Annotated in this window: 22 protein-coding genes, 1 tRNA gene and 1 pseudogene; 17 read left to right on the top strand and 7 right to left on the bottom strand. The window is 57.6% G+C overall.

Features of this window, described 5'->3' with window-relative positions:
- Positions 1-201 precede the first annotated feature (201 nt).
- The 3 genes from SULPSESMR1_RS06080 (at position 202) to SULPSESMR1_RS06070 (ending at position 2,944) form a co-directional block, all read left to right on the top strand.
- Positions 202-498: a 5-aminolevulinate synthase gene (locus SULPSESMR1_RS06080; protein WP_240311224.1), complete on the top strand. Its 297-nt coding sequence runs from the start codon at positions 202-204 to the stop codon at positions 496-498.
- A gap of 57 nt (positions 499-555) precedes the next feature.
- On the top strand, positions 556-1,929 hold the full coding sequence (locus tag SULPSESMR1_RS06075) for a M20/M25/M40 family metallo-hydrolase (protein WP_089420009.1): 1,374 nt from the start codon (positions 556-558) through the stop codon (positions 1,927-1,929).
- 127 nt (positions 1,930-2,056) lie between these two features.
- The gene (locus SULPSESMR1_RS06070; RefSeq protein WP_089420008.1) at positions 2,057-2,944 is read left to right on the top strand and encodes an alpha/beta fold hydrolase; all 888 of its coding nucleotides are present in this window, start codon (positions 2,057-2,059) and stop codon (positions 2,942-2,944) included.
- On the opposite strand, the gene SULPSESMR1_RS06065 is transcribed toward SULPSESMR1_RS06070, so the two are convergent.
- Entirely contained in the window at positions 2,941-3,816 is an 876-nt protein-coding gene (locus SULPSESMR1_RS06065; RefSeq protein ID WP_089420007.1) for a glycosyltransferase family 2 protein, read from the bottom strand. The two genes, SULPSESMR1_RS06070 and SULPSESMR1_RS06065, sit on opposite strands and share 4 nt — an antisense overlap.
- 209 nt (positions 3,817-4,025) lie before the next feature.
- Here SULPSESMR1_RS06065 and SULPSESMR1_RS06060 point away from each other — a divergent pair, with 209 nt between their 5' ends.
- The gene (locus SULPSESMR1_RS06060) at positions 4,026-4,703 is read left to right on the top strand and encodes a hypothetical protein (protein ID WP_240311223.1); all 678 of its coding nucleotides are present in this window, start codon (positions 4,026-4,028) and stop codon (positions 4,701-4,703) included.
- Positions 4,704-4,791: 88 nt separating this feature from the next.
- Here the strand turns inward: SULPSESMR1_RS06060 and SULPSESMR1_RS06055 are convergent.
- Positions 4,792-4,868: transfer RNA gene (locus tag SULPSESMR1_RS06055), tRNA-Asp, on the bottom strand.
- A gap of 133 nt (positions 4,869-5,001) precedes the next feature.
- Positions 5,002-5,937, bottom strand: a complete 936-nt coding sequence (locus SULPSESMR1_RS06050) for a pirin family protein (RefSeq protein WP_089420005.1) — start codon at positions 5,935-5,937, stop codon at positions 5,002-5,004.
- Between the two features lie 732 nt (positions 5,938-6,669).
- Here SULPSESMR1_RS06050 and SULPSESMR1_RS06040 point away from each other — a divergent pair.
- Both SULPSESMR1_RS06040 and SULPSESMR1_RS24930 read left to right on the top strand, forming a co-directional pair.
- Positions 6,670-7,395, top strand: coding sequence for an SOS response-associated peptidase (locus SULPSESMR1_RS06040; RefSeq protein ID WP_240311222.1), 726 nt, complete (start codon positions 6,670-6,672; stop codon positions 7,393-7,395).
- A gap of 30 nt (positions 7,396-7,425) precedes the next feature.
- Positions 7,426-7,890: a hypothetical protein gene (locus SULPSESMR1_RS24930; RefSeq protein ID WP_157728974.1), complete on the top strand. Its 465-nt coding sequence runs from the start codon at positions 7,426-7,428 to the stop codon at positions 7,888-7,890.
- A 552-nt stretch (positions 7,891-8,442) separates the two neighbouring features.
- On the opposite strand, the gene SULPSESMR1_RS06030 is transcribed toward SULPSESMR1_RS24930, so the two are convergent.
- Positions 8,443-9,402: a hypothetical protein gene (locus SULPSESMR1_RS06030; protein ID WP_089420002.1), complete on the bottom strand. Its 960-nt coding sequence runs from the start codon at positions 9,400-9,402 to the stop codon at positions 8,443-8,445.
- Positions 9,403-9,676: 274 nt separating this feature from the next.
- Complete coding sequence (locus SULPSESMR1_RS06025; protein WP_089420001.1) at positions 9,677-10,093, bottom strand: hypothetical protein; 417 nt, start codon at positions 10,091-10,093, stop codon at positions 9,677-9,679.
- 520 nt (positions 10,094-10,613) lie between these two features.
- Between SULPSESMR1_RS06025 and SULPSESMR1_RS06020 the strand changes: the two genes are divergently transcribed.
- The gene (locus SULPSESMR1_RS06020; protein ID WP_089420000.1) at positions 10,614-11,417 is read left to right on the top strand and encodes an FkbM family methyltransferase; all 804 of its coding nucleotides are present in this window, start codon (positions 10,614-10,616) and stop codon (positions 11,415-11,417) included.
- A 686-nt stretch (positions 11,418-12,103) separates the two neighbouring features.
- Here the strand turns inward: SULPSESMR1_RS06020 and SULPSESMR1_RS06010 are convergent.
- The gene (locus tag SULPSESMR1_RS06010) at positions 12,104-12,961 is read right to left on the bottom strand and encodes a LysR family transcriptional regulator (RefSeq protein WP_089419999.1); all 858 of its coding nucleotides are present in this window, start codon (positions 12,959-12,961) and stop codon (positions 12,104-12,106) included.
- Positions 12,962-13,057: 96 nt separating this feature from the next.
- Here SULPSESMR1_RS06010 and SULPSESMR1_RS06005 point away from each other — a divergent pair, with 96 nt between their 5' ends.
- From SULPSESMR1_RS06005 to SULPSESMR1_RS05975, 7 genes and pseudogenes are all read left to right on the top strand, one after another.
- Positions 13,058-14,395: an aspartate aminotransferase family protein gene (locus tag SULPSESMR1_RS06005; protein ID WP_089419998.1), complete on the top strand. Its 1,338-nt coding sequence runs from the start codon at positions 13,058-13,060 to the stop codon at positions 14,393-14,395.
- A gap of 26 nt (positions 14,396-14,421) precedes the next feature.
- Positions 14,422-14,874, top strand: coding sequence for a cobalamin B12-binding domain-containing protein (locus SULPSESMR1_RS06000; RefSeq protein WP_198362860.1), 453 nt, complete (start codon positions 14,422-14,424; stop codon positions 14,872-14,874).
- 59 nt (positions 14,875-14,933) lie between these two features.
- Positions 14,934-15,872, top strand: coding sequence for a methylmalonyl Co-A mutase-associated GTPase MeaB (gene meaB / locus SULPSESMR1_RS05995; RefSeq protein WP_240311459.1), 939 nt, complete (start codon positions 14,934-14,936; stop codon positions 15,870-15,872).
- A complete protein-coding gene (locus SULPSESMR1_RS05990; RefSeq protein ID WP_089419995.1) occupies positions 15,869-17,560 on the top strand; it encodes a methylmalonyl-CoA mutase family protein in 1,692 nt (563 codons plus the stop codon). Before meaB ends, SULPSESMR1_RS05990 begins: the two co-directional genes overlap by 4 nt.
- A 10-nt stretch (positions 17,561-17,570) precedes the next feature.
- The gene (locus SULPSESMR1_RS05985) at positions 17,571-18,320 is read left to right on the top strand and encodes an enoyl-CoA hydratase/isomerase family protein (RefSeq protein WP_089422180.1); all 750 of its coding nucleotides are present in this window, start codon (positions 17,571-17,573) and stop codon (positions 18,318-18,320) included.
- 7 nt (positions 18,321-18,327) lie between these two features.
- Entirely contained in the window at positions 18,328-19,956 is a 1,629-nt protein-coding gene (locus SULPSESMR1_RS05980) for an AMP-binding protein (protein WP_089419994.1), read from the top strand.
- 179 nt (positions 19,957-20,135) lie between these two features.
- Positions 20,136-20,413 (top strand): annotated as a pseudogene (locus SULPSESMR1_RS05975) (hypothetical protein); the annotation flags it as partial.
- Positions 20,414-20,691: 278 nt separating this feature from the next.
- Here the strand turns inward: SULPSESMR1_RS05975 and SULPSESMR1_RS05970 are convergent.
- Positions 20,692-21,468 carry an amidohydrolase family protein gene (locus SULPSESMR1_RS05970; protein WP_089419993.1) on the bottom strand — a complete coding sequence of 259 codons (777 nt, stop codon included), beginning with the start codon at positions 21,466-21,468 and terminating at the stop codon, positions 20,692-20,694.
- A gap of 81 nt (positions 21,469-21,549) precedes the next feature.
- Here SULPSESMR1_RS05970 and SULPSESMR1_RS05965 point away from each other — a divergent pair, with 81 nt between their 5' ends.
- The 3 genes from SULPSESMR1_RS05965 to SULPSESMR1_RS05955 are packed head-to-tail and all read left to right on the top strand — an operon-like array spanning position 21,550 to position 23,711.
- The gene (locus SULPSESMR1_RS05965) at positions 21,550-22,281 is read left to right on the top strand and encodes a GntR family transcriptional regulator (protein ID WP_089419992.1); all 732 of its coding nucleotides are present in this window, start codon (positions 21,550-21,552) and stop codon (positions 22,279-22,281) included.
- Between the two features lie 26 nt (positions 22,282-22,307).
- Positions 22,308-23,258 (top strand): tripartite tricarboxylate transporter substrate binding protein, encoded by a 951-nt coding sequence (locus SULPSESMR1_RS05960; protein WP_089419991.1) that lies wholly within the window; start codon positions 22,308-22,310, stop codon positions 23,256-23,258.
- Positions 23,259-23,261: 3 nt separating this feature from the next.
- Positions 23,262-23,711, top strand: coding sequence for a tripartite tricarboxylate transporter TctB family protein (locus SULPSESMR1_RS05955; protein ID WP_089419990.1), 450 nt, complete (start codon positions 23,262-23,264; stop codon positions 23,709-23,711).

Raw genomic sequence — 23,711 nt, 5'->3', positions numbered from 1 at the left:
AACGTGAATAGGCCACCGTGACGGTACGACATTGTTAAAGCATCCTGATTCTCATGCCGGCACGAGCAATTTTCCGCTCTGCAATCAGGGATGCGATGCGCCGCTTTGCGACACGCATCGCAGATCAAGATCCGGCCATACATATTTTTGAAAGTCAGTATTATGAATGCATCCCTTGCCCTTTTTCCTGTCATTTTTTTGATGACAGTGACCGCCGGCGGCTATGCGCTGGCGACAATCGGAATGAAACTCGCCTCTGAAACACCGCCTGCGCTCAGCATTTTGATCATCACACTGGGGCTGGCGGGGGCTGCACTGGCCGAGATAACCTTGCTGCGTCATGCCAGCCTGCCGCTGGTATATCTTGGCATCGTGGTGACCGAAACGCTGCTGGTTCTGGCCTATGCCAGTTGGGCGCAAAGCGGGATCAGTCTGGCCCAAGCAGGCGGTGCCGCCTTGGTACTGGCGGGTTTTGCGCTGGTCTGTCTGGAGCACTAGACACTGCGACGCGGGCTGGTACGGTCGCGGCAAATCCCGCAATTGCAAGGAACCGCCATGTCTGTTGACGCCACGCTCGCCCATATCGACGCAAACCTGACCCAAGCGACCGACCGCTTGCTGGAATTGCTGCGCATCCCGTCGATCTCGACCGATCCGGCCTTTGCCGCCGATTGCGACAGGGCCGCCGACTGGCTGGTGGCCGACCTGCAAAGCATCGGAATCGACGCCACCAAACGCCCCACGCCCGGCCATCCGATGGTGGTGGGCCATGTAGAGGGCGACGGACCGCACCTGCTGTTTTACGGCCACTATGATGTGCAACCGGTCGACCCGCTGGAACTGTGGGACCGTGATCCCTTTGACCCGCAAGTCGAAGACACAGCCAAAGGCAAAGTAATCCGTGGCCGTGGTGCCGCCGATGACAAGGGCCAGCTTATGACCTTTGTCGAGGCCTGCCGCGCATGGAAAGCGGTCAATGGCACGCTGCCCTGCCGCATCACCTTTTTCTTCGAGGGCGAAGAAGAATCAGGCTCGCCTTCGCTGGTGCCCTTCATGAAAGAAAACGCCGACGAACTGTCGGCAGACTTTGCCCTGATCTGCGACACCGGTCTGTTTGAGAGCAAAACCCCCGGCATTGTCACCATGCTGCGCGGGATGATGGGCGACGAGCTGACACTGACCGGCCCTGCCAAAGACCTGCATTCAGGCATGTACGGCGGTGTGTCCATCAACCCGATCCGCGTGCTGACCAAAATCCTTGCCGGACTGCACGACGATCAGGGCCGCGTCACCCTGCCCGGCTTTTATGACGGCGTGCCCGAACTGCCCGACGAATTGCGCGCGCAGTGGCAGGGTCTGTCCTTCGATCATCAGGCGTTTCTGGGTGACGTCGGCCTGTCGGTGCCCGCAGGTGAACAGGACCGCACCCCGATCGAAATGATCTGGTCGCGCCCCACATGCGAGGTCAACGGCATCTGGGGCGGCTACACCGGCGCAGGTTTCAAAACCGTCCTGCCCAGTCAGGCCCACGCCAAAATCTCGTTCCGCCTGGTGGGCGATCAAGACCCCGACGCGATCCGCGAGAGTTTCCGCAAGGTGGTTCAGGACGCGCTGCCCGCCGACTGCACCGTCACATTCAAAGATCACAGCAACGGCAGCGCGTCGGTGTTCGAAACCGACGATCCGACATTCGAAGCCGCGCGGCAGGCGCTGAGCGATGAATGGCAGGTTCCTGCCGCCTATATCGGTTGCGGTGGTTCGATCCCCATTGCGGGTCACTTCCAGAACATTGTGGACACCACGCCCATGCTGATCGGCTTTGGCAAGGACGACGACCAGATCCACTCGCCCAACGAAAAATACGACATGGAGAGCTTTCACAAAGGGATGCGCAGCTGGGTTCGCATACTCGCAGCCCTCAGCACATAAGGCAGGAGCCCCTTCATCTTGCCAGATAAACTCCGGGGGTGCGGGGGCTGGCCCCCGCTCATAACCGCGTGCGGGGCTGGCTCTCGCTTAATGTCCTCAAACGGAAACGCACAGGAAAGGCGACACGATGACATTTGCAGGGTTCTCCAGCGCCACCGCCGAGGTGAACGGCCAGCACATCCACTACACAATGGCAGGCAGCGGCCCGCCACTGCTGTTGCTGCACGGTTTTCCGCAAACCCATGCCATGTGGCACGGTATTGCGCCGAAGTTGTCGCAACATTTCACCACTGTTGCTGCCGATCTGCGCGGCTACGGGGCCAGTTCAAAGCCGAAAGGCACTGAAAACTACAGCTTTCGCGAAATGGCCGCCGATCAGGTGGCGTTGATGGCACATCTGGGGTTCGACAGGTTTCACCTTGTGGGACACGACCGCGGTGCGCGCACCGCCCACCGCGCTGCACTGGACCATCCGGATGCGATCCGGTCCCTGACCCTGATGGACATTGTGCCCACCTATCTGCTGCTCAGCGACCTGCAACAGGAGGTGGCGCGCGCCTACTACCACTGGTTCTTTCTGGCCCAGCCTGCCCCCCTGCCCGAAACGATGATCGGCCACGATCCGGATGCCTATTTCGAATACTGCCTGACCGGTTGGGGCAAAGGCGGACTGGACACTTATGACGCGGATGCGCTGGAACAATACCGCACCGCATGGCGCAACCCCGAGACGATCCGCGCCATGTGCGACGATTACCGCGCGGCAATTGATTATGACATGGCGCTGGACGCCGCCGACATCGGCCGCCGCGTCGCCTGCCCTGCGCTGGTGCTCAGCGGTGCGGACGGCATCATGGCGAAACATTATGATGTCGGCGCCACATGGGTGAACCGCCTGTCGAACATGCAAGCGGACAGCCTGCCGGGCGGGCACTTTTTCCCCGACCAGCGCCCTGCGGAAACGGCTGCGAAGATATTGGAATTCCTGCTGAAAGTGCAGCCCGACGCGGCTTAGAAGATACCGCTGAACCGCTCTGGCAGCACATACTGGCCTTTGTAGTTCGGACGGTCGAACTCGAAATATCCGGTGTCCCCCCGCGCCTTGAAACTGCGGTGCATCTTGCGGCGCACGACGCGCATGTCAAAACCGTCCTGCATCGGCAACTCGGCAAAGGCGTCGAACACCTCGCGATCTTCGCCCCGCGCCTGCGCAAACCAGTGCCGCCCGATGCTGGCCTGTTTATAGTCCACGCCCACCTCGGCGCTGACCGCGTTGCGGCGGTCCATCGCACCGGTATATGCGCCGAAATCGCAGAATTTCAGGTGCATCAGATACAAGTCGTCTGGCGTGTGCAGCTTGGGATATTGCGCGAAATGCCCGCCCCGCGACAGTTTCGCAGGGGTCGAGACGATGCACGGTTTGGAATAATGCGGAGCGATGCGCACATGGCGGCGCGGGCCCAATATCTGCGCTTCGGCGGGTTCGTCCTCAAGGTCGATGCGGTGGATCACTTCCAGCCCGACGGGGGTGTAAATACGGTCGGTCTCGGCCTTTTCCAGCCATTGCAGCAGGTTCACACCGGCGTCCGGGTCGACCACCACCAATTCGTCCACATCGCCCACGATGACGTGTTTGTAATACCGTCGCAAACCGCCAAACAGATTGTTTAGCAGGCTCCAGCGTTTGACGTCAAAGTTCTTGTGCGGATCGCCCGGAATACCAATGATGTTGCAGCCCTTTGCCAGCTCCGCCACCTCTTCGCCATAACCGTGATTGACCACATAGCAATTCTGCCGCCCGAACATTTCTCCATAGTGGCGCAACCACGCCTTTAGGAAAAATGCATCGTCGCGCACCATTGTCACCACAGCCACAGTCTGCATCATGTCACCTTGATCTGGTCATCTGCTCTCAATCTGCCCTCTGTGCAGGGGCAGTGCTTTGCCTCGCACCGTAACCGCTTCGCTGCTACAAGAGAATCGTTAATTGCGCATTTCGCGTGTGATCGAGGGCCTGACCGCTGATACCTGCCAATTTTGCCACATTCGGCCTGCATGTCCGCCGCGCGCCCGACACCGCGATCACCCGCTTTCAAGTGTTGGGAGAGCGGTCTTCGGGCACCAACTTTATCAAACGTCTACTGGGGCGCAACACAACGCTGACCCCAACCGAGGCGCTTGGCTGGAAGCACGGCTTTCCCCATGCGGCGGCCATCCCCCCCGACCTGGCGTTGATCGCCTGTGTGCGCCGTGCGGATGCCTGGGCGCTGTCGATGCACCAAAAACCCTGGCACACCACACCTGCTCTTCAGGCGCTGGAATTCGGTGATTTCATCCGCGCCGAATGGGACACGATCGTGGACCACCCGCGCTATTTCGAAAAGACAGCACCGCTGAGTGCTGTCGGCCAGCCGCTGCAACACGACCGCGACCCGATGACAGGCGCGCGTTTTGCCAATCTGTTTGCCCTGCGTCGCGCCAAGCTGGCGGGATTGCTTAGCTATCTGCAACGCGATTGCACCGTGATCCTGCTGCGGATGGAAGATGCACAAACAGCACCCGAAATGACACTGGACGCCCTGCGCGCCGGTCTGGGCCTGCCGCTGCGAGACACCAATTTTGCTCCGGTTCTCAAACGGTTGGGATCAAAGTTCAAACCCGCCATTGACGCCCGCCCCGCAACCCCCAGGAAGATGGGCGCCCAAGGGTTGAAGTTCATGCGCGCGCAGCTGGATTTGGCGCAAGAGGCCGCTCTGGGCTATATCTACGACTAGGCGCCACATGGTGTCGGTTTTAGTCTGATAGCGTCCGCTGAAACACAAAAGACCCGCCATTTCTGGCGGGTCTTTGTTTACGCAGCAGTGGCGCGGTTGACGGGGCTCGAACCCGCGACCCCCGGCGTGACAGGCCGGTACTCTAACCAACTGAGCTACAACCGCCCGCTGCGTGTGGGGGTATTATGGCCCACAGCGTGGAGCGTCAAGCAGGGTTTTTCGGTTTGCGGCATTTATTTTAAAAAAATGTCACAAGCTTCAAATTCTGCCCCGATCCTGTGGGCCGGATTGGCCGCCTTCAGTCGGGTGCGGGGATAAATTCGGCGTCGTCGCCCGGAGGAAGCTGGAAACGGCCATGCGCCCAGTCGCCTGCACGCCACGCTTCTTTGGCCGCATCAATCCTGTCTTTCGACGACGCCACAAAATTCCACCAAATGTGGCGCGGCCCGTCCATTGTTGCCCCGCCCAGCAACATCACCCGCGCACCTGCATCTCCGGCCCTGGCGCTGATCCGGTCGCCGGGCCGGAACACCAGCATCTGGCCAGCCTCGAAATGCTGTCCAGACACCGACACCGAACCGGTCAGGATATAAAGTCCGCGATCCTCGTGGTTGTCCGGCATCGGGATCGACGCCCCCGCCTCAAGCAGCGCATCGGCATAGAATGTTTCCGAGAACACCTTGACCGGTGCCGTTTCGCCGTAAGCCGATCCAAGGATCAACCGCACCTGCTTGCCCTCGCCTTCCAGCAGCGGCAGCGTCTCTTTCGGGGCATGTTCAAAGACCGCGCCTAAATCCTCATCCTTTTCAGGCAGCGCCACCCACGTTTGAAGGCCCAGCAAACTGTGCGGCGATTTGCGCATATCGCCATCTGCGCGTTCGGAATGGGTGATGCCGTGGCCCGCCACCATCCAGTTGACCGCGCCGGGTTCAATCCACTGATCGGTACCCAGGCTGTCACGGTGGTGAATCTTGCCCTTATAAAGATAAGTGACCGTAGCCAGCCCGATATGGGGATGCGGGCGCACGTCGATGCCTTGCCCCGTCAGAAACTCTGCTGGCCCCATCTGGTCGAAAAAGATGAACGGCCCGACCATCTGCCGCTTGGGCGCAGGCAGCGCGCGGCGCACCTCAAATCCACCCAGATCGCGCGCGCGGGGCACGATGACGGTTTCAATGGCGTCGACAGCGTCGCCGACAGGAATTTCGGGATCAAGTGCGGGGTTCCAGCTCATGTGCTCTCTCCTATGAAGGTTGATAGAAGGATGCCGCCGAGCGGGCTCGCACGCAATAACCAAAAATTAGCACATCCTGTGCGAAAGTGCACAGGCGGACAAGCCATCGTGACCCGACACGTAAATATCACTCAAGGATCAAAATTTGTGGAATGCAAAACCATAAAACCAAAATTAGGTGACCCATCAATTTCCACAAACAGCCGCATCTGCGTGGACAAAAAGGGTAGAATATGTGTCACTATTTCAGAATGTCGCCACAATACTTGATTTAGAACAAAGTTTAGCCCCACACAATCTGTCAGATAGATCCGAACAATTAACCCAAACGGAGCCCCCCGTGCACATATGGACCAACAAAGCAGACAGCGACGTATTCCAACGCCCAGTCCGCACGGAACTATCGCCTGTCTTTAACCAAGGTCATTGGTATGCCTAGAGGATGGTGGATCCTACCCGGTTTGGTGATCAGCGTGTTTTTGTGGTGGCTTATCCTGTCGGCAGTATTCTAGCCAAGAGCGCTAGGGTCCGAAGAACCCGACAACACTGTGCAATACGATGCAGTATGGCATTTAAATGGTGGGTCGTGAGAGGCTCGAACTCCCGACATCTTCGGTGTAAACGAGCAGCCAACCGACCTAGCAACCTGAAATAAAACGATAACCGTTTCCCAACCATTTCCCGTATACACCCTTATTTTACGGGGTAGACATACCGATTTGGGAAACAGTTTTGGATACCACTGACGCGCCTTTCTTGACCAAGTTCTCAACAAGGCTGCAACGTGATAACAGATTTCCCATGTGCAACCTTTACTCCAGCAAGATGCCCCACGAGGCAATGCGGCAGCTGTTCGCCGTGCCGGCCGCGCGAACTGACCTTGGCAACATGCCCGCCCTGCCCGCGATCTATCCCAAATATGAGGCTCCAATCGTCACAGCTGAAGACGGCCAGCGAACACTGGTCAGATCGCACTGGGGATTTCTGACGCCAAACAAGTCGAAGAAGACCGGCAACTGGCTCAAGCCACAGGCGTGGAACAACACCCGCGACGACAAGATCCGGTCGGCATCGCTCTGGAGTGACAGCTTTACCAATCGCTGGTGCCTGATCCCGGCCACCGCATATGCTGAAGCCACAGGTCGCAACCCCGCAACATTCCACTGGTTCAATGTAGCCGGAGCTGAAGGCTTTGCTTGCGCCGGCATCTGGAAGCAACAGCGCGGCACTGTGGGTGATACTGTGATCGACACGCTGGTGTTTTCCATGGTGACCACTTCACCAAACGAATTGGCGGCAAAATATCACAACCGCATGCCGCTGATTCTCGACTCTGATCACTATGACACTTGGTTACACGGCGATCCTGACGACGCATTCGAGCTGCTCGAACCCTACCCCGCCGATCAGATGCAAGTCATTGGCGAAGGTGTCGGGCTGCGCGAAGAGCCCGATTAGACCACTGGACGGGCAACGCGCGTTCTATATATGTTCTACCCCATGCCAGCAGGACGCCCGCCTATCCACCCCCACCCCGGCAAGCCGTTTCGCACTATTGCGGATGCGGCAAATGAGGGCTGCCTGCTGTTGGTCCGTTGCAATCTGTGCCGCCGCTCGATCTATTTCTTAGCGTCGGATTTGCTGACGGTGATAGACCCAAAGCACCCGTTGCATTTACCGCCGTTCCCCTGTTCGCGCTGCAGCAAGATTGAATACGTGGAAATCAAAGAGCGCTGGCCCCGAGCTGACGACTATGGGCACTTGAAAGTAAGAAAGCTGGTTCAAGTCTGGAAAACCGATAAGCTGGGGGAGTCAAGCAGAGAACGAGCACAAAATGCCACCAAGAATACCGGCACCACTGCGTTGCGCAAACTGTGGATGGAAGACCAAACGTCACGTGGAAGACGTAAACAAGCCCTGCCAGAAGTGCGGAGGCTTTATGATTTGGGATAACTTAAGCCCCAACCGAGCAAGATGGGCAGTTCTGATTGTCGTTGCAGCAATATTAGCTATGATCTTTCTTGTCGTAATATGGGAAACTTACGACCCGAGCTTCTATTGAGATCTACCCCAATTCCGCCCTACAACATCCCCGTCTTCCCCTTATACTGAATATATGTTGCCGCCCCCACGTTGCCGCACTTGATACACTTGGCACGTTTGCGGAGCGTGTCCGCAGGAAGGTCAGATCCAAACCGCTCGATCGCTTCATCCCGCGTGAACTGCACTCTCCAATGGCACCGTATGTTCGTGCAGTAGAGGATCAGATCGTGATGGTCGTGCATATCCGCTATGACCATTTGCGCCTCCGTTAAAAACGGAACATAAATAGAACACGCGTGGGGCAATGTCACGAACGTAAAAACCCGACCGCATGAACGGTCGGGCTACAGGGGAGTTTGAAACATAGGCAACAGATAGAGGCCTACAGGTAGGCGTTGAACGATGTCAAGCATCGTGCCGATAGCGATCATGCCAGGTCCTGTGACCAGCGCCGCAAAAACATCAGAAACGGAAGACGTATCCGACAGTGACGTAGCTCGACACGATACTGTCGTGGTCAATCTTTGCAGTCGAGGCAGTGCCAGCAGGATCCAAAAACGTATCCGCCGCATTGACGACGTTAAACAAGCCGCCCACGCCAACCTTGAACGAGAGATATCCGTTTGTCGTCATTTGGTGCTCCAGAGCGACCGAAACGCCCGCGGAAAACGCGGTGCTGTTTCCAGAGGCATCGGCAGCCTGCTCCGTCGCCCCACCGGTGGTCTCGATGTTGCGATAGGCATAGTCGTAGGAGTTTGTCATAACCCCCAAGGTCATCGTTGAGCGCAGCGCCGTCTTTTCGTTCAACGGCACATAATGACTAAGTCCGCCCTGGACACCGAACAGCTGGTTGGACCCTGTAGCGGTCAACGTTCTGCTGGATACAAGTGCAGTGTCAAACGATTCTGCCTGAAACTCTTGAGACACCTGCCCGACCTGTACTCCCGCACTTGCGCGCCAAGTGTCGTTCATAGCCCACTCGCGCCCGGCCTTGAGAAAAGCCATTTCCGTTTTGACGTCGGTGGCAACTGAATATCCGGTTGGCAGTTGGTACCCATCGTCATAAGACCCTGGGAACGTTGCAGCTGGCCCAACGATCAGGATCGTTTCCTCACCGATTGCGCGCATCCCTGCCAGTTCAACGTAAAAGCGTGACGCATCTCCCCAAGGACGGCTGTAGCTGATCTCTGCGCGGCCGCCGGTTCCGAAATCCAGTGAACCGGTCGTCAGAATAGTTGCGCCGCCGCCATTCGGATATGTGAGGGTCTCTTGCAATGAGTTGGCAGGAGCCGCAATGCCCAGGTTAAGCTGAAATACCTGTGCGCCAAAGAGCGGATCCTGCATGGCGTCCTGGGCGTGGGCCACGGGAGCGACAACTCCAATACCCAAGGTTATTGTCAAGCGTTTCAGGATTTGTGCCATGCTATGCTCCCCAAAAGTAATAAATTTCATTCGCAGTTCGTTAATTCCGTACTTTTTCGCACGGTCAGAAATATTTGTTTTCAGCGCGTTATTTCATCCGATCGGTGCAGTATAATGTGTATTGAACACATATCTGAAATGCACATTCCGTTCCTCCAGTAAAACGGAACATAAATAGAATACGCGAAGAGCAATGTCACGAACGTAAAAAAGCCCGACCGCGTGAACGGTCGGGCATGGATTGAGATGCGGCTGCGGTTCGATGGCAGAATATCTACTCCTTCAAGTACCGTTCAACGTCGTCATAACTTAGACGCTCCTGCACTCTTTCTGCTATTTCTTGCTTTAACTCCGCACCTCGGTTTCCGATGGACCTTTGACTGTCTTTTGCCAAACTAAAAACAGCATCCAGATCTTGAAGCTCTGAAGAAATAGCCAGCCGAGCCGTGATGCTGTTGACTGTATGTTCCCGCTCTTCTTTCGAGATAAGGTCTTCATATCTGGCATGAATCTTAGAATTCTCGCTGTGAGCAACGTATCGGAAAACAAGGGAAAGATACTTATCTATCTCGTCTTGAACCACGCGCATCTTGCTGCGCTTCGTTAACCAAGGATACTTCCGTTTATTGGTCAGGATGCGTGCCACATGTGAAGAAATGGCCGCTGCAGGGGAGCGGGTGATCAGCACCATACCCAACTCTTCATCACCAGCCGTTCGACTTCTTTCGTGAATCTCGTGCAAGGAGTGTGATTTATACCCTATTGGTTCAGAGGATTTTATTTCTATCACGCCTGAAGCGTTCGATGCATTCTTGTATATGGGCTTATCCCGCGTCGCCCCAACACAGCCTTCCGTTGGCCTGTTGGAGTGAGCCTCGATTATTGCTCTGACCAGATGGTTGCCGCTTCTAGGATAAGACACGATGTGCCAAGATCGAGGATAGAACAAATTAACTCTCCAATTGCTCTGCATGCTATACTCGCGCCAACCTATGGCACAGGGTTCTTGACCCGCCTTACACCCCAGGACAACAGTGATCCAGAGAACAGTCCCCCATCAAACATCGAGAAATGCCGCATACCCTTAATCCCTTTTCAACGCCAAGGCTTTGCTGCAAGTCGATGGCATTCCAACCTCTTGGTTGTTGCTTTCGAAACCGCTGCCGGGCAATGGTGTGGCACTTTGATTACACCAGCCAGGAGCCTCCAGTTTGTCCGATACCTACAAACGCCGTCGTCGCAATCTCAAAGCTAGCCTCGCGTATTACCTGCAGCCCGGACTTTCCAAGACCCGGATCAAATCCTTTCTCTTCAAACTGATGCCGTACAAAACCGATGTGCCCTTGGTTCGCATCGGCGGTGCAGGCGACGGGGGTTATCTGGTTCCCGACGTGTTGGACGGTCTGGTGGCCTGCTTCTCTCCAGGCGTCAGCGACTCGATGGATTTTGACATGGATATGATGAACCGAGGCGTTCCATCTTTTATGGCCGATGCCTCGGTTGAGGGATTGGTGGAAGACCACCCGCTTGCCACATTCGACAAATTATTCATCGGTCCCGAAACAGATGGCGAATTCATTACGCTTGATGACTGGGTCGCGCGCTACGCTCCGAAGAGCGGTGATATGATATTGCAAATGGACATCGAAGGGGCCGAATTTACGACCTTGCCAACGGTCAGCGACACCACATTGTCTCGATTTCGCATCGTCGTGCTTGAACTGCACAATATGGGACGCGTGTTTCGTGCAGGTAAACTTGCAGAATACGAAGCGATGATGGACAAATTGCTACGTCATTACACTGTCGTCCACACTCATGTGAATAACTGCGCACCACTTGTCACGGCTGCTGGCGTCAACGTACCGCCGGTTCTTGAGCTAACCCTGCTCAGACATGATTTCGTCAAGAACGCGCAACTGCAAACCAACTTGCCGCATCCGTTAGATAAGCCCAACGTACCCGACCGCGAAGATTATACACTGCCTTCGGACTGGGCGGCATTCAAAAGTTGATGGCTATCCGCTTCACCACGCCTCTATATCTGCGACGGGATCAAACTTGCGCAGACGCTGGCGGTGGATGATGCCACTCCAGCCAAGGGCGAATGTGAACTGGCCGTGTTTGATCTGTGTCATCGTGGCCCCTCGCGTTTCGGGTCAGGATTTTGGCCACAGCCGCACGATCTTCGAGCAGACGATCGATCACTGCCCCGCGCTCGGCGTCCTTGTAGGTCACCAATGGCCGCTCCGGCTTCGCAACCGGCTCGGTGCATTGCGTCGGCACCGTGGGGCAGAGATTGGGAACACTGTCGTTTCAAAGGCAGACAGATCACATTCGATTTGGAGAGTTTTACCTGTTTCCCATGTATCAAGGTCGGAGAACAGGTTCTGCAATTCTCGCGCACTGCCTCACGGTCGCCGATGGCCTGAGGCTACCAGTTAGATTGGAGTATTTGCACTGGAACCCTGTCGGCTCGCTTTATCTACGGCATGGTTTCAATGAGATAGGTCGCTCCGAGACACACCCTTTCATGCAACGAAACGCCGCCGTTTAGTAATTTGGTTCAGGGGCGGAAAGTATAAATTCACCGCAAGCGCAAGCCGGTCGGGCTGAATGGCAAAGACCGGATATTCACCGGTTCATCAAAGCCGGTTCTTCTCCTTACTGCCGCAAGTTTGATCCGAGCCGATTCAGGTGACTAGAGGAAAGGAAGAAGGTTTCGAATGTGGGCGGCGAATGCGTCGACGGCTGGCGATCTCTTGGATTCAGCGAAGGAGATTATGACGCCAAGCCTGGGAAGTTGAGGCAGGGGCGCATTGAGTATGAACAGGTCCGGCGGGACGGCTTCCTGAGTCATGACGCTTATAGCCAGCCCCGAGCGCGCGACGGTTATCAATCCGGCAAGGCTGTTGCTCGCAAATGTTATCTTGTACTGCAATTTGGCCCGGGCCATCGCATCGCAGGCAGCCCTGTGGTCCATGGCATTCGATGCCGGAAGGGCCATCGGAACCGTGTCACCGAAACCGTGAAGCTCCAGCGTCGGTTTGCTGCCTACCCACACCAGCGGTTCGGTCCGAACTGCGTTTTGCGTGCTGTCCGCGTCGGGGGTGGAAACAAGCGCCAGATCGATCCGGCGCGCATGCAAAAGCGCGTGTAATTCAACCGTCGGCGCCGAGACGACCTTGATCTCGACGTCGGGATACAGGGTGCCGAAACTTTTCAGGACCTTTGGAAAGAATGCGATCAGATAGTCTTCAGGACATCCGAAGATTATCGAGCCGTGCAGTCCCTTGTCCGAGAGCGTCGAAATAGCCTCGTCGTGAAGCCTGAGAATGCGCTCGGCATACACCAGGAAGCGCTCGCCACTGCCGGTAAGGCGGACCCCGCTGCCACTTCTGTGAAACAGGCTTTGGCCCAGGGCGTCCTCAAGCCGCTGTATCTGCATGGTGACCGTCGATTGCGTGCGTCCGACCTGAACTGCCGTCGCACTCAGGGTTCCGGAGTGGGCCGCACGGACGAATGTCGCCAGCAGCCTGAGATCAAGAAGTGTCGGCATATCAATTCCATCGATATCTGAATCCGATTATTATCAATTTTACCGAATCTCCGCCAGCCGCTAATTTCAAAACAACGTTTCTGGCGAGGTTGTGAAATGTCGAAAAACCGAGATCGCGGCTTCTGGGCGGCGGCAGAAAAGCACCTGATACGGTATGGCGGCGCTTTCGAGCCTGCCATCATCGAGCGCGCTGCCGGGTCGTTCGTCTATGATGCCGACGCCAGACCTATCCTCGATTTCACGTCCGGACAGATGAGCGCGTTGCTCGGGCACGCGCATCCGAAAATCGTTGCGGCGGTGAACCGGCAGGCCGAAACGGTCGCGCATCTCTTCAGCGGGATGCTGTCCCGCCCGGTCGTCGAGCTTGCGGAACGCCTTGCCGGGCTGGCGCCGGGCCTCGACAGAGTCTTGCTGCTGTCGACCGGAGCCGAGTCGAATGAAGCGGCTATACGGATGGCGAAGCTTGTCACGGGCAAGCACGAGATCGTTGCGTTCTCGAAAAGCTGGCACGGGATGACCGCCGCCGCCGCCTCGGCGACATACAGCGCGGGGCGAAAGGGATACGGACCGGCGGCGGTCGGCTCGCTCGCGATTCCGGCTCCCAACAGTTTTCGCCCGCGCTTCAAACATGCCGATGGTTCGTTGGACTGGCGCACCGAGCTGGATGACGCGTTCAACCTGATCGACAGTCAGTCGACGGGCAACCTAGCGGCCTTTGTGGCGGAACCGATCCTGTCCAGTGGCGGCATGCTGGAGCTTCCGGAGGGGTATCTTGCGGCGCTGAAGCAGAAATGCTGTGAACGCGAGATGTTGCTCATCCTCGACGAGGCGCAGACCGGAATCGGACGCACTGGTAACATGTTCGCCTTCCAACGGGATGGCGTGACGCCGGATATCCTTACACTTTCCAAGACCATCGGCGCCGGGCTTCCCCTTTCGGCCGTCATGACGACGCCCGAGATCGAAGAGACGGCGCATGACAGGGGGTTCTTGTTCTACACGACGCATGTTTCCGATCCATTGCCGGCGGCTGTCGGCCTAGCCGTGCTCGATGTCGTGGAAGAGGAGGGCCTCGTCAATCGTGCGTGCGTATTGGGCGATAGGCTGTTCGCCTGCTTGTCCGATCTAAAGCAACGATATGCTTGTATCGGCGATGTGCGCGGCCGTGGGCTCATGCTCGGGGTCGAGATCGTCAGGGAGTGCAGCGACGGTGAACCCGACCACGAACTTGGTGCCCGAATTGCGGAGGAAGCGTTCAGGCGGGGCCTGAGCATGAATATCGTCAAGCTTCCCGCAACGGGCGGGGTTTTCCGCATCGCGCCGCCGCTGACGATTTCCGAAGAGGAACTCGATCTCGGGGTGCGGATCATGTCCGACGCTTTCGATGCTGTGCTTTCCGCAACCGGGCGCCTTGCCGGCGCAGCCGCCGGATGACAGGCGCCCATATGGAGGAGACGCACATGACAGATCAAGCGATGGACAACAGTGATAGCACCGAAGCAGGCGCACCCTGCACCATCCGGGTGCTTGTCGCCAAGCTTGGCCTTGATGGGCACGACCGCGGTGCCAAGGTGGTCGCACGGATACTGAGGGATGCGGGCATGGAGGTTGTCTATACCGGCCTCTACAAGTCGGCGGATGAGGTCGCCAGCGCCGCCATACAGGAAGGCGTGGACGTCATCGGCGTCAGCCTTCTGTCAGGCTCTCACGTTCCGCTGTTCGGGGAATTGGGCCGTTGTCTTCTTGAACAGAAGGCCGAGCACATTTTCGTGGTAGCGGGCGGGGTCATCCCCAAGCAGGACTATACCGCCCTTCGGGACAGCGGCGTCGACGCAATCGTTCCGCAGGAGGCACGGGCCGATTTGATCGTTACGACGATCAGGAATCTGGTTGCCGCCCGTGGCCGTATATGAGCGTATTTTCGTCTACCAGACCGGCAGGACGCGCGGCCTACAGGCCCTCGCGTGAGTTTGTGCCCGACATCCTTGCCGGCAGCGTTCCGGCGATTTCCCGGATGATCACGCGAGCCGAGGCCGGATATCCGGAGGCCGCCGGGGCCCTGTCGGAAATCTACACACATACCGGCAACGCGCATATCGTGGGCATCACCGGCGTGCCTGGCGGAGGAAAATCCACACTTGTCTCTGCCCTGATCAGGGCCTTGGCTTCGGACGGACACAAGGTCGGGGTTATCGCCATCGACCCGAGCAGTCCGTTTTCGGGCGGGGCCATTCTGGGCGACCGGGTGCGCATGAGCGAGGCGGCCACCGTCAGCCAGGCCTTCGTGCGCAGCATGGCGACGCGGGGGCATCTCGGCGGTCTCACCCGGTCGACCCTTCAGGCAGTCGATATTCTCGACGCCGCGGGATACTCGCCGGTCATCATCGAAACCGTCGGCGTCGGCCAGGACGAGGTGGAGATCGCGACCGCGGCCCACACGACCGTGGTTCTCTCCGCCCCCGGGCTTGGCGACGACATACAGGCGATCAAGGCTGGTATCCTGGAAATCGCGGATATCCACGTCGTCAGCAAATGCGACAGGCCCGATGCGGCTGCGCTAGTTTCCGCCCTGAACGGCATGCTGGCCATGGGACCATCCGGAAGAAACCCGGTTTGGCATCCCCCAGTCATTCCGGTCAGTTCGGTTTCGGGCGAGCGCATTGGCGACTTGAAGGACGCGATAGGCCGGCACAGGACTCATCTGAGCGAAAGCGGCGAATTGTCCGGGCGCCTGCGTGCCATCGCCGAAACGCGGATTTTGGGCACTGCGAAACATCTGTTTCAGCAAAAATTCAATCAGACGAGCGACACGCTCGAAAACCACATCCGGGCCGTGGTGGATCGGGAGATGGACCCGTCCTGCGCCGCATACGCGCTACTGGAATGGAAAGACAGGGAGCCAGAGACATGAAACTGTTTTCACAGCAAGCAATCGACGACATCCGCGAAAAACAGGCAAAGTGGGAAGCGAACGAGTTGGCGGCCGCGATCGAGAACAGGCCCGAGGCAAGACCCGTATACGAGACGGAATGCGGCCTTCCCCTGAAACGGATCTACACCGCCGCCGACGTCGCGGACATTCCCGCGGACGAGTTGGGGTTTCCGGGCGCTTACCCGTTCACACGCGGCGCCTATCCCAGCATGTATCGAGCACGTCCCTGGACAATCCGGCAGGTTGCGGGTTTCGGCAATCCCGAAGCAACGAACCAGCGCTACAAATATATGATCCGGACGGGTCAGACCGGACTCTCGACCGATTTCGATCTGCCCACGCTGCTTGGTCTGGATTCCGATGATCCCATGGCTCTCGGTGAAGTGGGGCGTGTCGGGGTCGCGATCGACACGATCGACGATGTGGACCGGCTATTCGATGAGATCGATCTCGAGAAGATCTCGGTTTCGTTAACGATCAACCCCTCGGCCTGGGTGATCTATGCGATGTTCATCGCCGTCGCGGAACAACGTGGTTGCGACCTGCACAAGCTGAGCGGGACGCTGCAGGCCGATCCGTTGAAGGAATATGTTGCCCAGAAGGAATGGATCTACCCGGTGCGCCCCGCCGTCCGGCTACTGCGCGATCTGATCATGTACAGCGCCAAGGCAACCCCAAGGATCAACCCGATCAGCCTTAGCGGCTATCACCTGTCGGATGTCGGCGGAAACGCCTTGCAGGAAATCGCGTTTATCATGTCTTTTACCATCGCCTATTGCGAAGAGGTTATCGAGGCCGGCATGGATATCGACGATTTCGCGCCCAGGCTGTCGTTCTTCTTCATCAGCCATCAGGATTTTTTCGAACAGGTCTGCAAGTTCCGGGCGGCGAGGCGCGTCTATTCAAAAATCATGGCCGAGCGTTTCAAGGCGAAGAAGCCGGAATCCATGCGCCTTCGAGTCCATGTGCAGACCGCGGCGATGAGCCTGACCAAGGTTGAGCACCAGAACAATCTCATGCGGACCGCCATTCAGGCACTCGGCGCGGTGCTGGGCGGATGCCAGAGCATGCACACCAACGGTCTTGACGAGGCATTTGCCATCCCGACAGAAGAGGCGATGAAACTGGCCATCCGCACGCAGCAGATCATTCGCGACGAAACCAATGTCACCTCGGTGGTCGACCCGCTTGGTGGTTCCTATTTCATCGAGCGCCTCACGCGGGACATGGAAAACGAGGTATGGAAGCTGCTGGCTGAGGTGGACGAGCGTGGCGGCGCTATTAAGCTGGTGGAGGAAGGCTGGTTTCAGCAGAAACTTGCGGACTCAGCCTATGCGTCCTTCAAGAAGATCGATAGCGGAGAGAAGGTTTCGGTTGGGGTCAATCGCTATGTGGACGAAACGAGCGACGCGGCCGAGGTGGATACCCACCCCTATGACGAACACTGTACGCAACTTCAGATCGACCGCCTCGATTCGGTGCGGAAAAATCGCGACAGCGCGCAGGTCCGGCAGCTTCTGAACGAACTTGTTCAGCAAGCGCAGTCCGATGACGTCAATCTTCTCCCGAAGACCATAGAGTTGGTGAAAGCCAGGGCCACGCTGGGCGAGATCTGCGGGGCGTTGAAAGATGTCTGGGGCGCTTACGCCGAACCGATGATTGTATGAGGAGGATATCATGACAACCGCAGTCATTTCCGAAAACCACGGAGCCGTTGCCTGGATCAGGTTGAACCGGCCCAAACGACTCAATGCCATGAACCGGCAGCTTGTGGACGAACTCGCGGATGCGCTTGCGGCCGCCGAAGCGGATGATGCCGTCCGTGTCATCATCCTGCATGGAGCGGGGCGTGCCTTCTGCTCCGGGGACGATCTCAAGGATCTCGACGCGCAAACTTACTCCGAGGAGGCGGCGCAATCATGGGTGAAGGCCATTCAGAACATCAGCTTGCTGATCATGCAATCGCAGAAGATTGTCATCGCCGCGGTGCATGGCTGGTGCGTTGGCGGCGCTCTGGAATGGGCGATAAACTGCGATTTCAGGCTGTTCGCGGACAATACGCGCTGGTTCTTTCCAGAGGTTACCTACGGGCTGTTCGTGACTGGCGGCGTGACGGCGTTGCTGACCAAACAGCTCGGGCCGCAGAGTGCCAAGGAACTGATGATCCTGGGAGAACGGCACGACGCCCGAAAGGCGCTCGAGCTCGGCATCGCGTGGAAGCTTGTCCCGGAGGCCGAACTTTTGGGCGCGGCGGAAATGCTGGCGATGGAAATCACCGCGCGCCCTGCCCGGGCGGTTTCGGACATCAAGCGCGCCATCAATGAAGGCTTCCATTCCTCCCTTGAGGACGCCATGGCGTTCGAGACTAGTGCCACAGTGCGCGGCTTTCTGACTCCGGAGTCCCAGGCCCGGGCAAAAGAATTCTGACGGCCCCATGACGATGGTCGATGCCTCTTCACCCCTCTATATCCCGGGCAAGCATGACGGCGATATCGAAAACCGGGTCTTGTCCAAAATCCTGCTGAAGCAGGCCGAACGCTTTGGCAAAAAACAGTTCATCGACCTGTGCGGACAGACCGCCAGTTTCGAGGACATGCTGCTCTTGTCCTGCCGCCTGGCGCGCGGTTTACGCAGACTGGGTGTCGGGAAATCCGATCGCGTTGCGATGCTGCTTCCCAATTGTTTCGAACTTGTCGCGATGTGGTTCGCGATATCGAATGTGGGCGCCATCGAAGTGCCGAACAACCCGGGCCTGAAGGGTGAACTTCTCTGCCACAACCTGAACAATTGCGGCGCTGAAACGCTCATCGCGGACGCGGATGCATTTGCGGAGCTGGCAAAGGTTCAGGAGGACCTGCCGAATCTTCGGACGCTGATTACTGTGGGAGCCGATCCGGAGGAGGCACGCGCCGCCGGCATCAGGATCGACCGGATCGTCGTTTTCGAGGAGTGTATTGAGCCGGAGCCGGATTTCGATCTGGCCAATACGGAGTATTCCGATCCGATGGCCATCCTTTACACCTCGGGGACGACGGGCCCGGCCAAAGGCGTATTGATGTCCCATCATCATTGCTACGCTTGGGCGGCAGCGATGGCATACAACCTGGGCTATACGACCAGCGACAGCTATTTCTCGGCGCTGCCGCTCTTTCACACCGACGCGCAGATGTTCGGGGTCTACCTGCCGCTGATATACGGCACCCCGACAACGCTTGCGGCCGGTTTCAGCGCGTCGGGATTCTGGGATCAACTCCGAACCAGCGGCGCCACGGCGACAAATTTGCTGGGCGCCATGGCCACCATTCTTATGCGTGCGCCAAAGTCCGAGAGCGACGGCGCCAATCCTGCCAGGATCTGTCAATGCATTCCCATGGTTGCCGACAAGAAGGCATTCGAGCACCGCTTCGGCATACAGCTCGTCACCGGGTACGGGCAGACCGAAACCGGCTTTGTCACATTGGACAAGGTGGGAGAAACGCGGGCCGGATCCTGTGGGCGCGCTCACCCGGATTGGGAGGTGGCGATCGTCGACGAAAAGGACCGGCCGCTCCCGGTGGGAGCGGTGGGGGAGATCGTCTCGCGCCCGAAAAGAAGCTGGTGCATGTTCTCCGGCTATTACCGCGCGGAGGGAAAGACGGTGCAGACGCTCAGGAACCTTTGGTATCATTCCGGAGATGCCGGCTTTATGGATGAAGAAGGCTGGCTCTATTTCAAACACCGGCTGAACGAAGCGATCAGGCGGCGTGGCGAGAACATCTCCGCCTATGAAGTGGAGACGGTTGCCAATAAACACCCGGATATCGTTGAAAGCGCCGCGTTTGGAATTCCATCGGAATTCACTGAAGAGGACATCATGCTGGTGGCCCTGCGGCGGGAAGGATCTGCCGTCCAATCGATTGATCTACTGGATCATTTCAGAAAACTGGCGCCACGTCATATGGTTCCACGCTACATCGAGATTACCGATACGCCGCTTCCAAGAACGCCCACGGAAAAAATCGCCCGGAACACCCTAAGGCAACAAGGTGTCAGCAGCGCCACGTTTGATCGCGGCCTCCGTTAGGTGGCGAACTCATTTGCTTCCCGCCTGAATCGATCGGATTTAGTATCACCGACCGAGTGCTGCATGCTACCGCGAGCGCCATAGGCCGTCGGCTGTTACGCCGGATCCCGTGCGGGGAAGCGGGCCGCAATCCATGCCGCAAACGACATTGCTCCGACAGGTCCAGTCCGAGGAGGCGCGACCAAGAGCCGGTCGCCAGCGACATTGCGAAGACCCTCCAATACGACATCTCCATGAAGCTCCGGAAAAGGTCAAGATGCTCTTAGCGCACTTCAAACGCATCCATGGCTTGGGGAGGCTCCGATTACGTGGCCCCTCTCGGGATCATGGCTACGCCATGACCCTGCCGGGCAGCGCATGCGGCACAAATGACGAATTCCTCCTCGCCACAGCTGCCCAAAACCTCCGCAAACTGGCCAGGATATTTCCTGCATCGCAGCAAATGCGCAAAGCCTGACAGGCAAGGCGCGCGCCCCGGATTTGGAACAGTTATTTCTGCGCTCGCGAACGGGTGTTTTTCCACAGAATCGGCGGAAAGAAGACGTATGCGCGTTCTACACCGAGGTCTGCAATGCGCGTGGTTTGATCCAATAGGATACGCGAAGCGTTCCACACATATTTACGATACATCTTGCAAGCGCCAGAATTTGAAAAAACGCTGATGAGCGGTCTTTGCCTTGGTGGGGAGAATTGATTGGATTGGACGCAGCGTGCGTCAATGCCTGCGTTCATCGCTTATTCTCTGAGACCGTACAAACATTCCACCGCTTTGCGATCCACAATTTCTCCCCACTCAGAGGAAATTGAGTAGACCTCGTCATAGCAGTTGCTGTTCTCATGCTGTGTGTGTGGCCAATCGCTGCCCCAAACGACGCGATTGGCGTGCAGCAAGGACATCAATTCATGCGCGTGCGGCTGGACATCGAACGGCACCCGGTAGTGGGCGGCAAACTTGAAATACAGGGCGCTGCATTCGGTCAACTTCCGGACCGCGCGGATCATCGGATCGTTCTTCGGTTGTGGTTCGGATGGCAAGCCAAAATGATCAATTACCAGATTGACCCCTTGATCCGTCAGCGCAGGCAGAAGAGGCGCAAGGCGCGGGCCTTCGAGATGGACTTCAAGGTGCAAACCATTGTCACGGAGTTTGCCAAAGAAGCGTTGAGCTTGATGCGCGCTGAGATCGGGAACCACAGCCCCGCGCACCAGATTCCACCGGACACCACGCATTCCAGACCGAACCAGCCGGTCCAACTCTGCATCGTCCACTTCAAGCGGCACCACGCCAACACCCGCGAAACGACTGGTGTCCAGTTGGGACAGGGCTTCGCACATTTGCGAATTGTCTGCCCCTAAAAAACTGACCTGTACGATCACGCCGCCACGTAAACCATGGGCCGCCTGATGGGCCAGCCAATCGGCAAATGGCGCGGGAGACGCCGGAACATAACGCGCGCCGTCGACGGGTGTTACCGTTTCGTATACATGCGCGTGACAGTCGAACTGTATCATGTGGCCTCCTCGTTAATTCATATATATGACTAGTTGACTGAATGGGTCAACATGTATTAGGAGTCACATCGGGAGGACGAAATGAACAACGGATACGCGACAATTGATTCCAGACTTCCGGCCTATGTTCGCCTGAGAGACACGCTGACAGCGCGCATTGGCACCGGTGACTGGACCCCGGATCAGCCGATCCCATCCGAGGCGCGCCTTGCTGCCGAGTTCGATGTGTCAGTTGGCACGGTTCGCAAAGCGGTTGACGGCCTTGTCGACGAGGGCCTTTTGGAGCGGCGGCAGGGGTCCGGCACTTTTGTACGGGCGCCCTCATTCAATGCGACGCTGTTTCGGTTCTTCGCGATCCGCGAGTCAGACGGCGCGCTGCCTTCGATCCCTTCCAGCAACATGGTGCTGCGCAGCCTTGCCAAAGCCCCTAAAGAGGCAGCAGAGGCACTGGGTACGGAAGACACAATCAAGATTGTTCGCTTGCGCAGCCTGTTGGACCAGCCGGTTCTGTCCGAAGAAATCTATATTCCGGCGTCCAGATTTGCAGGATTCGAGCAACTGCCCGAAGCGGCCTTTGGCCCGCTGCTGTACCCCCTTTATTTCGAACGGTTCGGCGTTTTGGTCAAACGCGCCATCGACGAAGTCTCCTTTGGGCAGGCGTCCGAGGTTATCGCGAAACGGCTTCGCATCAACATCAATGACCCGCTCGCGGTCATCCGCAGAACGGCCTTCGACATCGAGGGCAAACCGGTCGAATGGCGCATTGCAAGCGGCAGCGCAGCCGGGTTCCGATATCGCAGCGACATCAATTAACAAACCAAACCACAGGGAGAGAGATTATGACACTTAAGGCATCTTTGATGGGCCTGATGGCCGCAACGGCCATAGCGGCACCAGCTTTCGCGGAATACCCCGCACGTACGATCGAACTGACCATTCCTGCAGGGGCCGGCGGCGGAACGGATACAAGCGCACGCAAGTTGGCCATTCTGCTTGAGGAAATGCTGGGCACTTCGATCGCCGTTCTGAATGTCGGCGGCGGCGGAGGTTCGGTCGGTGCATCGCAGTTCATGCAGGCCAAACCGGACGGCTATGCGCTGTTCGCCACATGGAACAGCCCGCTGACTACTGTGCCGCAGGTACAAGACGTGGCCTATTCGCTCGACAGTTTCACACCCATCGCGTCGACCTCGGAAACCGCCTATACGCTTTGCGTTAAAACCGATTTCCCCGCGACCACCGGTGCTGAATTTCTGGCCGAGCTCGAAGCCAACCCCGGCAAGTACACCTATGGCAATGACGGAATCGGCGGTACCATGCAGTTGGCAGCCGAACGCATTTTTCAAGCCAAAGATATCGACGCCATTGCCATTCCATTCGGCGGCGCAGGCGAGACCTTGCAGAACTTTTTGGGCGACCATGTGGACATTTATGGCGGGTCGATCTCGACCGTTCTGCCCTATGTCCAGAGCGGTGAGGCCAAATGCCCGATTGTAACATCGGCAGCGGACGTGCCGGCGCTTGAAGGTGCATCCGGGCTTGAAGCTCTTGGACTGGCCGACAAAGAAACCCTGCTGTGGCGTGCGATCCTTGGCCCCAAAGATCTGGACCCGGCGATTGTTGAGAAGCTGGCAAATGTGATTGAAGAGGCGGTCAATGATCCCGGCTATGTCGAATTCCTGGCGACCAAGGGTGAGGTTCCGAACGTCGTAAAAGGCGATGCCCTCGGCGCGCGGCTTCAGTCGGAATACGACGCTCTTGCCGAAGTGTCCAAGGCACTGGGCCTGTAACCAATGGAAAAGCGTCAGGACATCGTGCTTGGGCTGATCTTTGTCAGCATCGGCATTTTCGCGGCCTGGATGGCAACGAACTATAAGGGGGCAAGCGGCATATATCCGATGGTGCTTGGCCTTGTCCTGACGCTTCTTGGCGCGACCGTCGCGATCAAGGCACTGCGGCAACCGACCAACCAGCCGCGCACCCTGATCGACGTACCTGCGAAACTGGTCACCGCCGCGCTGGTTGCGACGATCTATGTGGCGCTGGTCATGCCCTTGGGCTTTTACACCGCATCCTTCCTGCTGGTGTTGACCATGCCACTGGCACTAGGGTTTCGCCGGCTTGCTTATGCGCTTGTCGTAGCGCTTGTCTTCATGCCTGTCGTGTTCCTCGTCTTTTCGGTTCTGCTTGAGAAACCTTTGCCACGCGAAGTGATCCTTTCGCTTATCGCAGTGGGACGCTGA

Source organism: Pseudosulfitobacter pseudonitzschiae, assembly GCF_002222635.1.
In the GTDB taxonomy this organism is placed as follows: Bacteria; Pseudomonadota; Alphaproteobacteria; order Rhodobacterales; family Rhodobacteraceae; genus Pseudosulfitobacter; species Pseudosulfitobacter pseudonitzschiae_A.
This window is presented reverse-complemented; position numbering and strand designations above follow the sequence as displayed.